This window comes from Leptospira barantonii (assembly GCF_002811925.1).
GTDB lineage: Bacteria > Spirochaetota > Leptospiria > Leptospirales > Leptospiraceae > Leptospira > Leptospira barantonii.
The window spans coordinates 967,486-977,769 of sequence record NZ_NPDS01000001.1 but is presented as its reverse complement, the minus strand read 5'-3'; the positions used below and the strand labels follow the sequence as shown (position 1 = coordinate 977,769).

Sequence of the window (10,284 nt, the reverse complement as noted above, 5' to 3'; positions counted from 1 at the left end):
TGCGCAATATCAACTCAATCAAAATTGTCTTTGCTAATCTTTACATTTTTGTGTTCTCAAGAGCACCTCTACTCTCAAGAACCTCTCTATCGCAGTATATATGTTGTTAAAGAACTATCGCGTTTCCCGCGGCCGAATCTTTTAACCTGGTCTATCAAAAATGACAAACGAAGAAAAGAAGCGGCTTAGTTGTTCGCTACCTGCTGTCTCATTTCTGAAACAGCCGTATGGACCAAAGTATAAATCACTTCTGCCTAGTCAAATAGAATTTATAAAAATTCTTCACTTTTCGGAGAAATCAGTATGAGACAAATTTTGATCATTATGTCTCTTCGAGTTTGAATCTCTGATTTAAGTAAGAATCCAATTCTTTTGTTTCGTTTGGTGGTGAAGATTTTTTTACAATCGCAGATTCGTTTCGGGAGGATGAGAGGAATGTTTTGGAAAGTCGCATTGGTTTTCCAGAAGACATAAGAGTGTTTTGAGGTCGGTAGACCGTCCGCTTCTATCAATTTTTCATTTACAGAAGACATCCAACGGACCCTACCCGAAGCGCCCGTTCTCCATTCTTCCCAAGTGTTAGGCGCCTTGTGGAAGAATCAACGAACTTAGGTCGGTAGACCGCCCACCCACGCCACGATAAAATCTAAAATACCGACAAAAGGAAAAATCCTTGTTAGCGAAAACGAGACTACCATGCTGTCAGAAAACGATGCAACTCAAGAGATCTCTCAACCTGTTCGATTCCATTTCGCTTATGTTCAGCTCCATGGTTGGACCGGGAATCTTTATCACGACAGGATACATTTTGCATCAAGTTCCGAATCCGAATATCGTATTGCTCGCGTGGATCTTAGGCGGATTCCTTGCCGTGGCGGGCGCGATGTCTTATGCGAAGTCCGCATCCCTTTTCCCATACGCGGGAGGAGATTACGTTTATCTAAAGGAAGCGTATTCGCCGATCGTAGCATTTGCAAGCGGCTGGTTGTCCTTATCGATCAACTTTTCCGCATCGATCTCCTTATCCGCATTAGCGTTTTCTAAATCGTTTTTTTCTTTGATCAATCCTTCCTGGGACATTTACTTTTACGAACTCCCGTTTTTGGGACTTACGATTTCGATCGGAACCGCTCAGATGCTGGCGATGAGCGCGATTTTACTTTTTACGATCATCAACTTTTTCGGAATTTCAACCGCTTCGAGAATTCAAAACCTATTTACGGGAGTAAAAATTCTCGGGTTGGTTTCTTTCGTTGTGTTAGGATTCATCATCGGAAACTACGATACTTCACGCTTTCAATCCTTCTCTTTGTTTCCGTCAAGCCTGGGCGGATTCGAACTTTTACTGGCGGGTGTGATCCCGGTAACGTATTCGTATCTCGGATGGAACATGATCACTTACGTCGCGGAAGAAGTAAAAGATCCGGATAAGAATATCTACAAAGCCGTTTTATATTCCTGCGCGTTAGTTACCACGCTCTACATTCTTATGAATTTTCTTTTTTTAAGTTCCGGATCGATCTCGGAGTTATCGGGCGATAAGATCGGAATCACCGCCTCATCGGCGTTATTCGGACCCAAGGCTACGATTTTTATCACAGCGTTTATCTGTTGGGCGTTTCTCGGATCTATCTCCGCTTATATCATAGGCGGCTCGCGAATTTATTTCGCAATGGCGAGAGACGGATTCTTTTTTCCGAATATGGCAAAGCTACATTCGAAACACAAAAGTCCTTACATGTCCCTTCTCTTTCAATGCGGATACGCCTGTTTGTTCTGCTTCGTAAAAGAAATCGAAAGCCTTCTTTACTTAATCACTTGTTCCACGTTATTGCTCGCAACGATCACCGCTTATACGCCGATTCTTTTTGAAAAAAGACATTACAAGTTGAAGTTTAGAATTCCGGGATATCCTTATACAACGTATATCTATATCGCATCCAACATCGGTATTATTGCGACATTGCTCTGGAACAAGCCGACCGAAACGTTCTGGGGAATCGGCTTCACTCTTCTTTCAGTTCCTATGTATTATTATTTTAAAACGACACAAAGTTCACAACGACAAGTCGCGGTTCCACTCGACAACGAATCTCCCGAACTTTTGGCGACAAGCCTTCTTCCCGAAAACGAACCCGTTCCCGTAACCAGCGGAGAACCATAGAACTCAGTTCTCGTTTCTTCCTTGAAGGCAAAGAATCGACTCAGACTTCATTCTTACTTGGGAATTCTTTCGATTCTCCTTTTAAGTTTAAGAATTTTTCTTTCCTTTGTTCCGCTTCTTCCCTCCTCGTTTTCATTTTTGATTTCAACACAAGATATCTTATTAGAGATCGCACTGGTTTCCGGAAAGATCGGAATCGTTCTCGGTTTGTTCGCGTTTTTAACCGGGGCCGGTCTCGGGAAATATATGTTCGTTCAAAATTCTGAATATACCGAAATTCATATCATTCTTTTGTTAGCGGGTCTGGCGTTGCAAATCCCGAGCATCTCCGAAAATCATTCCAACTTTTATGCGAATCTTGTCGCTTGGATCAGTTATCCTCTTCTGATCGCCGGTTGGATTTACGGAAGAAGAATCCGACGCAAGCGGAAATAGTTTCTGATTTTTTTCGAAATCGGCAACGTCTTCTTTCAAAAAGATTCTTTATTCCATTGCAAATTTCTTACTCAGTTGCAGATTGCCGTCTCAGTTTAAGGAGAAGTTATGGACTTCAATCTATCAGAGGATGAACTTTTGTTCATCAATTCGTTTTCCGATTTTTGTAAAAAGGAAATCGAACCTTTTGCGGAAGAAGCGGATCGCAAAAAAGAAATTCCAAGATCTCATTTTCATAAACTTGCACAAGTCGGTTACATCGGTTTACCGCACGAAGAACAATACGGAGGGTCCAACGCGGGGACCTTTCAATCCTTGATGGCGATGCAAACCTTGGGAAAGGCTTGCGGCTCCACTTTTTTTTCGGTGGGCGCATCGGGCGGTTTGTTCGGATTACCCCTTCTTCATTTCGGAACCGAAGAACAAAAAAGAAAGTATCTTCCTTCCATCAACTCCGGAAACAAGATCGGTTCCCTTGGAATTACGGAACCCGATTCCGGTTCGGACGTTTCTTCGATTCGAACGGTTGCAAAAGAAATTTCCAAAGGTGTGTATCAACTTTCGGGACAAAAAACGTACATCACGAATTCTCCGATCGCGGATGATTGTTTGGTTCTTGCGAGAGTTCAGGATTTAAACGGAAAAGAAAAAGGTCTTACCCATTTTTTCGTGGACTTACATTCCAAAGGAGTTCAAAGATCCGCTCCTATGGAGAAGTTGGGTTTAAAGGCTTCTCCCACCGGCGCTTTGTTTTTCGAGGACGTGGAGGTTTCGTCTAACGATATTCTCGGTTCGCTCGGAAAAGGTTTTAGACAAACCATGCAAACGTTCAACATGGAAAGAATTTCTCTCGCGGCTTGGTCCATCGGTCTGATGGAATCTTGTTTAGAAGAATCGAAAGCGTTTGCCTCCACAAGAAAAAGTTTCGGCAAGTCGATCGCACAACATCAATCGGTGGGAAATCTTCTCGCTGAAATCTATACAAAACTGGAAGCTTCCCGTTGGTTTACATACAACGTCGCCTGGGAAATGGAACAAGCGGACAAATTAGGAAAAGGGAATATGCATCTTTCGGGAAAATGCGCTTCCTGCAAGTTGTTCGCGACCACTTCCGCAAGAGAAGTGACCAATCTTGCGGTCCAAATCCACGGAGGCGCGGGTTTTATGGAAGAATACAAAGTCTCCAGACTTTACAGAGACGTACGTCTCGGTGAAATCGGAGGCGGAACAAGCGAGATTCAAAAACTGATCGTCGCGGGAAGCATTATGAAAAGCTCATAAACTTCCCTTCTTGGTTCCGTTCGGATTTTCGATCATTTCCTTCAGGTAAGAATGGATTTCCGGATCGTTGTCCTGTATGAGTTGCCAAAAGGAGAATCCTCGGATCTTGTATTTTTTCAAAAGATTCATCTTGGTTTCGAAGGATCGTTTGTTCATATAAAACGCGACACGATCACAACCGCCTAACGTATACCAAAGAGAAGGATCGTCGTATACGTGCCCTTCGTGACGATACAAATAAGGTCGTAGATAAATCCAATCTCCTGATTTTCTCGCATCCTTAAAGATTTTAGTAACGTCGGTGGGTTCTTCGGATCTAGGATTCCAGTTCGCTTTAATATACTGCGCCCTCGAATAAAAAACCGCTTTGGAAGGAATGTCGCAGTTGAGAGGCCAATCGTATCCATAGGTCGGAATTGCCATATACAGTTTAGAATTAGGAATCTTTTTAGTAGAATATTCTAATATTTTTTCGATCCACCAAGAAGGAGCCTGAGGTCCCGGTCCTGGAAACTTGTTTTTTCTCGGGTGCAATTCGTAGGCCATGATCTTGACCTTATCCGCGACCTTTCCCAAAAACTCGTAGTCGTGCGAGAGTTGTCCCCGATATGCTTCGTAAAAATCAACGTTCATCTTTTTGCCGGATTCTTTACAGAGATATTCGGAAGGTTCTTCGGCGAAGGTTTTCGGATGGATCGCGACGGATAAAAGTTTATTCCGTTTTTTTAATTCTCCGGATAAAACCGTTAAGAAGGTTTCGAAACTTTCCTTTTTATCACAGGTCATTCCCTCGTAGTCGATGTCGATCCCGTCGTATCCGTATGTTTCGATTTCCTTTAAAATTTGTCCGATATGATAGTCTCTGATTTTCGTATTTCCGTTTAAACCGATCGCGTCCGAAACCTTTTCGAAATCGTTTTCCCATCGAAAGATGGTCGGTATGATTTTTGTTTTCGGCGAAATCGTTTTCAACGCCCAGATATAAACTTCCTGCGCCTTCGGATTCCAAACCGACTTGATGTTTCCGGTGTTGCTTCTTCCGCCTTCGAGCGTGTATAAAAAGGGATGAATCTCGTCGTAAAGAGTGATGTTCTCAGTCATCGCGACGATATCGGCGGACCAGGTCGAAGCCAGAAATTCCTTCTCGTTTTTTTCGAAAGAAGATTCTGAATTGTTAAGCGAAATGAGATTCGATAAATACGGGAATTCTTTCCCGCCAAAGAATCCATACAATTGGTCCTTAAATGCGAAAAACGTCGCGCAAATCGCCAATAAAAGAAAAAGAATGAATATTAGAAGTTTTGATTTCAAGCCGTTGATCCCGAGAGAATATTAAAAATTCGGTTTTCAACCAGAGTAATCGGGTAACCCTCTTCTGCAATTTGAATTCCCGTTCGAAATCGTTCCGTTTGACAGGTCCGTTTCCTTTCGATTCAATAAAAACTTTCTTTCAAATGTCGACCCATCCTTTTAAGATGGGTTATCTTTTCCATCGGATTCATTCGTTTCCAAGAGACCTTTTGTGTTTTTTAAAATTAGATCCACCGCGTCCATTCTTCTGATAGTCGCTTTTCACTTTTTTTCGCCAAACAACGTTTATGCGCAGAATTCTTCGACACCAAAAGCGAAACAAGGAATTCTAAATCTATCGGATTGGGATTTCCACAATGAAAAAACGATTCCTCTTACGGGAGAATGGAAGTTCTTTTGGAATCGATTTATAATACCGAACGATTCAGATCCGAAAATTAATGCGACAGGATTTATCTTTACGAACACTCCTTCGGTTTGGAACGGAATATCGTTTAACGGCGAAACGGTTGAAAGTCACGGATTCGCCTCCTATGAACTTACGATTCTTCTTCCGAAAGACATTGCGAACCCGGCGCTTACGATTCCGGACATAGGCACCGCTTACAATCTTTATGTGAACGGCAAGCTGATCGCGAACGCGGGAACCGTAGGAGACAAACCGGAATCTTCTCACGCGCTTTATAAACCCCAGATCGTAATCCTTCCGGATTCGAAAAATCTTCATCTAACATTACATGTTTCTAATTTTCAAAATCGATGGGGAGGTTATTGGTTTCCGATCCGAATCGGAAGTTTAAAAGACATCCTCTCGGAAGCTCAGACAAAAAAAGGAATCAGCCTTGCGGTTTGTATCGCGGCGGTTCTTATGGCGATCTTCAATCTTGTATTTTACTTTTTTAGAAAAAAAGATCTCGCTCCGCTTTTTTTCGCGACTCATTGCATTCTCATTTTAATCCGGGGTCTTACCACGGGAGAACGTCTCGGGCATCTCATGTTTCCGAACGTTCCCTGGGAAATATTAAACCGACTTGAATACATTTCGGTTTATTTATCGGCTCCCGCTTTGTATGCGTTCCTTCATCGATTTTGTTATACGAAATTTTGGGAAAAATACGGTCTTCTTTTTGATATTCCTTATTTTGTTACAGCTTTGATCGTTGCCGTTTTCCCGAATCAGATTTATACTCTGACTCTCAATCCGATTTCGATCTACGGTTTTTTTGTTACGATTCCGGGTTGGAGCATTTTACTAATTTATGGAATTCATAAAAAGTTCGAAGGAGCATGGATTTTGTTTTTGGGTTATATCGTGATCATGTTCTGCACGTTTCATGATATCGCGCATAACATGGGTTTTCTGCATACCGCTTCGTATATGCTTCCTTACGGACAACTCGCGATGATCGCTTCGCACGCAATCTTGATCTCAAAACGGTTTTCAAATTCCTTAATTCGTTCCGAAAATCTTTCGCATAAAATGAAAAGTCTCGTTTCCTCGACAAGGGAAATCATGACCTCGGCCTCGTTCAATTCCGCGGCGCAAACCACTTTGAAAATTCTTTCCAAGAACGTAGAGGAGATGAACCGAAGAAATTCTTCCTTGAATTTCGATCTACATTCAAAAAACGAAAAGTCGGATTCTTTCCTTACCAAAAACCAAGGTCTGAACATTTATTTACCGGAAGCGAATTCTTCCCTTTGGAAACGATTTTCATTGGATCAAGACGACAATCTGTTGGTGCAAGAGGTTGATAGATTTATTTCCAAAGAATCGTTGGAGATCGATCTCAAGGCTTTGTATTCTCCGGAAGTTTTCGGAGAAAGTCTTCTTCTTCCCGTGCAGAACAGCAAAGCGAGTTTTGCCGTCTTGGATCTTCCGATCGGAAACTTTTTGAATTCGGATTCCGAAATGGATTGGGTGCAGGGAATCGCATACGCGTTGGCTCTTTCGATTCAAAACGTGATTCGCCAGGATCGAGAAAAACTCGCAATTATCGGAGAATTATCGGCGGAGATCGCACACGATATCGGACATCACGTCATTCTCATCCAAAAGGTTTTGAGAAGTTTAAACACGAGTCATAACGAAAAAAAGGATTTCGATCTTGCAAGGGCGAAAAAAGAAACGGAGGCGTTGGCCAATCTTTCTTTGGATATATTAGAATTTTCTAAAAAAGTAATTATCTTAGATTTCAAAGAGGTGGATATCCGCGAATTTTTTCAAGGAATCCGAGAGGATTTGGAACTCTTCTTTGAAGGAAGTGGAATCCGTTTTTCCTGCGAAATCAACGCGAACGGGACGGTTCGATTGGATCCTCTTCGAATTCAAAGATTGATTTTGAATCTTGCGAAGAATTCTCTCGAAGCGATCGGTGATCGAGGCAAATTTTTTCTGCAAGTGGAGAAGGAAGGCCCCATTCTTTACATCGTTTTTAAGGACGATGGCCCCGGTCTCAGCGAAGAATTCAAAACCGGCTTTTACAACTCCATGGTGGAAACTAAAAAACCGTTCGGGAGCGGACTCGGTCTTTCCATCGTCCGTAAGATCGCACTCGCGCACGGCGGAGAAGTTTTGATCGATTCGAGCCTGGGAAAAGGTAGCAGATTCACGGTTCTGCTACCTTGCTGACCGAAAATTCATTTCGCTTAACAAAATGAATAAACAGAATCTTCAAGAAGAAGGATCCATTTCTGAGATCGGATTATCAATCACAGATCGCTAAGGAACCCGTGTTTTCCGCGGTGGTCGGTTGACCGAATCCAAAATCGATCTTAGTCGCCCAACCGTTGGAATCATACGTATATGTCATCGTTCCGTCCGAGGATGTTGTAGGTTTTGTCGCTCCGGACGCGTATGTGTTTGTGATCGTTTGTCCGGCCGAATTCGTTTTAGGAAATCCGTATGTATCATAATTGGAATATGTTACGGTCGGAGATGCTACCGCGGTCAGTTGATTGGAACTGTTGTACGTAAAAGTGTTGGTCGTAGTTCCTTCCACTCTGCCTGTAAGACCTCTTTGAACGTGTTGATTCGAAAACGCAGGCGGATCCACCACTCCCAACTTTGCGGCGACTCCCGAAGAGTAAGTACGGACAACCGTGTTTCCCGTTCCTGGGACACAGGTATAAACCTTCCCGACTACGGCGCATGTGTATGTGGTTACCGCGGAAGAGTTTCCGTCCTTAACGGCCACTTTCTGAGGTACGTTAAAACAATTACCATTTGCTAATGCGACAAGAGCCGCAACCAAAGAGGTGTTGTCGTCCGATTCATTCTTTTTACAATCCACCGATAAAAGAATTACCGCGCCAAGACACAAAGATACGATTGATTTCTTCATTTTAGAAACTCCAAAATTTTCAAAAAGTTTTTTCCGAATCAAATCTGATTCTGAGGAGAGAATATCACCGAACAGGGATTTTGTGAATTTCGGGAACTACTGAGAAAAAATCGGTTGGTAAGTAGTTAGAAAAGACCGGAGGCTTTGAGTTGAACAAGGATACGGCCGAGTTCTATGAGATTCTCCGTTTCCAATTTTTTAAAGATGGAAGCTCTGTGTGTTTCAACGGTTCGAACGCTGAGATCCAATTCTTTCGCAATCTCGCGGTTCATCTTTCCGTTTGCGAGCAGGTTGAGAATTTCCTTTTCTCTCTTGGTCAATCGATTGATTAAATTTCCGATCTCCTCCGTGACTTCGGTTTCTGGTCTGAAATTTTTCACCTCTTCCGGAAAAACTTTTCCCCCGTTTAAGATCGTTTTCATCGCGGAAATTACTACGGGCATAGATTCACTTTTTAGAATATACCCGTCCGCTCCGAGTGCGAACGCCTTTTGAAGATAGGACCAATCCCTGTGCATCGTTAGGAACAAGATCTTTAAGTCCGGAAATTTATTTTTGATCGTTTCCAGTTCTTGAATTCCATTCTCCTCTTGCAAAGAGATATCGCTGACCAAAAGATCCACTCTTGAAAAACTCATCCGTCGAACGGCTTCCTTCAAAGAAGGTGCGGAACCTACGAATTCGAATTCAGGATCGGCTTGAATCTCCGCTTGAAGCCCCGACCTTACGACGGGGTGATCATCCACAAGAAAGACGGAACTTTTTTTCGCGCGAACCATTCTACCGTAGGTTAATTCGGCTCTGAACTTTGTAAATAGATTCTTTCGGAGTTTATATTAAAGCGACTTCGGAAATACCACTGCGCGCATCCATCTCAAAAAAGGAATCTGTTTTTATAACTTGATTTAATTGTCGTTAGACTGCATTCGTTGCTATCATGAAATTTCTTTTTCGTTTTGCGATCGTCGTTCCTCCGCTCGTATTTGTTCTAAATACTTGCAAAATTTCTTATGGATTTCAGACGATCGGTATGCCTAAACCGGATCGTCACGATCGAACCGGAACCTTTATGGGTTACGATTACTTTCTCTGGGATTGTATTCAAGGTAAACGAACCGTGGTATATCGTTGGGAAAAGGAGATGCCTTTTTTGGATTTTGATCCGTATCACAAGGAAGAGGTTCTTTGCGGGAATGTGACGGAGTTCGAAAGGAAGAATGGAATCGGAAAGTGAAAAACAAAAGTTGGCCGGGGTTCCGACCTACTTTCTAAAGGGAACGGTTCTTTAAACCTGGATTCCCTTTTTCTTGAGGATATCGAGAGCGGTTTGTCGTAACAATGGATGGATTTGAAACTCGGACGCGTCCGGAAAACTGGAAGTGGACGGAACTCCGGCCCCGGAAACCGCAGGGTCCTCGGGCGTAGCCTTGAACTTATCGGCGCCAATCCACTGGCTGAGAGCCCACATCATTCTTTGGAAAATCTCATCGATGCGTTTTTGATAACCGGCCTTTTTGTAATAACCGTAAGCGAGCAAGGGCATCTTTTTCTCATACATAAAATGATCCCCGAGACGAATCAGGCCGTCCTTATAGTCCGCCTTTATAAAAAGATCTCTGGCTTTTCGAATATCGCCTTCGTTGAAAGCCCGGTTTCCTTCTCGAATCGTTTCGGCCCTTTCTCTGGAATCCATACTCAAACCATCGGACATTTTTCGGAATTCCGCAAGTGAAAAACGGAACCGAGAAT

The 10,284-nt window shown here is 42.9% G+C and carries 9 protein-coding genes; 5 read left to right on the top strand and 4 right to left on the bottom strand.

Features of this window, described 5'->3' with window-relative positions:
- Nucleotides 1-757 precede the first annotated feature (757 nt).
- The 3 genes from CH367_RS04680 to CH367_RS04670 all read left to right on the top strand — a co-directional run bounded on the left by CH367_RS04680 (nt 758) and on the right by CH367_RS04670 (nt 3,880).
- Nucleotides 758-2,164 carry an APC family permease gene (locus tag CH367_RS04680; RefSeq protein WP_244284478.1) on the top strand — a complete coding sequence of 469 codons (1,407 nt, stop codon included), beginning with the start codon at nt 758-760 and terminating at the stop codon, nt 2,162-2,164.
- A 21-nt stretch (nt 2,165-2,185) separates the two neighbouring features.
- Nucleotides 2,186-2,599, top strand: a complete 414-nt coding sequence (locus CH367_RS04675) for a hypothetical protein (RefSeq protein ID WP_100761278.1) — start codon at nt 2,186-2,188, stop codon at nt 2,597-2,599.
- A gap of 108 nt (nt 2,600-2,707) precedes the next feature.
- Entirely contained in the window at nt 2,708-3,880 is a 1,173-nt protein-coding gene (locus CH367_RS04670; RefSeq protein WP_100761277.1) for an acyl-CoA dehydrogenase family protein, read from the top strand.
- On the opposite strand, the gene CH367_RS04665 is transcribed toward CH367_RS04670, so the two are convergent.
- Entirely contained in the window at nt 3,875-5,065 is a 1,191-nt protein-coding gene (locus tag CH367_RS04665) for a glycosyl hydrolase family 18 protein (RefSeq protein WP_425268796.1), read from the bottom strand. The two genes, CH367_RS04670 and CH367_RS04665, sit on opposite strands and share 6 nt — an antisense overlap.
- 337 nt (nt 5,066-5,402) lie before the next feature.
- Between CH367_RS04665 and CH367_RS04660 the strand changes: the two genes are divergently transcribed.
- Nucleotides 5,403-7,823: a sensor histidine kinase gene (locus CH367_RS04660; RefSeq protein ID WP_100761275.1), complete on the top strand. Its 2,421-nt coding sequence runs from the start codon at nt 5,403-5,405 to the stop codon at nt 7,821-7,823.
- Nucleotides 7,824-7,899: 76 nt separating this feature from the next.
- Here CH367_RS04660 and CH367_RS04655 read toward each other — a convergent pair whose 3' ends face one another.
- Nucleotides 7,900-8,535 carry a hypothetical protein gene (locus tag CH367_RS04655; protein ID WP_100761274.1) on the bottom strand — a complete coding sequence of 212 codons (636 nt, stop codon included), beginning with the start codon at nt 8,533-8,535 and terminating at the stop codon, nt 7,900-7,902.
- A gap of 125 nt (nt 8,536-8,660) precedes the next feature.
- Entirely contained in the window at nt 8,661-9,314 is a 654-nt protein-coding gene (locus tag CH367_RS04650) for a response regulator (protein ID WP_100761273.1), read from the bottom strand.
- Nucleotides 9,315-9,472: 158 nt separating this feature from the next.
- Here CH367_RS04650 and CH367_RS04645 point away from each other — a divergent pair, with 158 nt between their 5' ends.
- Nucleotides 9,473-9,769 (top strand): hypothetical protein, encoded by a 297-nt coding sequence (locus CH367_RS04645; protein WP_100761272.1) that lies wholly within the window; start codon nt 9,473-9,475, stop codon nt 9,767-9,769.
- Between the two features lie 51 nt (nt 9,770-9,820).
- Here the strand turns inward: CH367_RS04645 and CH367_RS04640 are convergent, their stop codons facing one another.
- Complete coding sequence (locus CH367_RS04640) at nt 9,821-10,246, bottom strand: hypothetical protein (protein ID WP_100761271.1); 426 nt, start codon at nt 10,244-10,246, stop codon at nt 9,821-9,823.
- Nucleotides 10,247-10,284 lie beyond the last annotated feature (38 nt).

Coding starts and splice junctions, on each gene's coding strand:
- CH367_RS04650 (WP_100761273.1), bottom strand. CDS start 9,314: ATGGTTCGCGCGAAAAAAAGTTCCGTCTTTCTTGTGGATGATCACCCC.
- CH367_RS04655 (WP_100761274.1), bottom strand. CDS start 8,535: ATGAAGAAATCAATCGTATCTTTGTGTCTTGGCGCGGTAATTCTTTTA.
- CH367_RS04680 (WP_244284478.1), top strand. CDS start 758: ATGTTCAGCTCCATGGTTGGACCGGGAATCTTTATCACGACAGGATAC.
- CH367_RS04640 (WP_100761271.1), bottom strand. CDS start 10,246: ATGTCCGATGGTTTGAGTATGGATTCCAGAGAAAGGGCCGAAACGATT.
- CH367_RS04645 (WP_100761272.1), top strand. CDS start 9,473: ATGAAATTTCTTTTTCGTTTTGCGATCGTCGTTCCTCCGCTCGTATTT.
- CH367_RS04670 (WP_100761277.1), top strand. CDS start 2,708: ATGGACTTCAATCTATCAGAGGATGAACTTTTGTTCATCAATTCGTTT.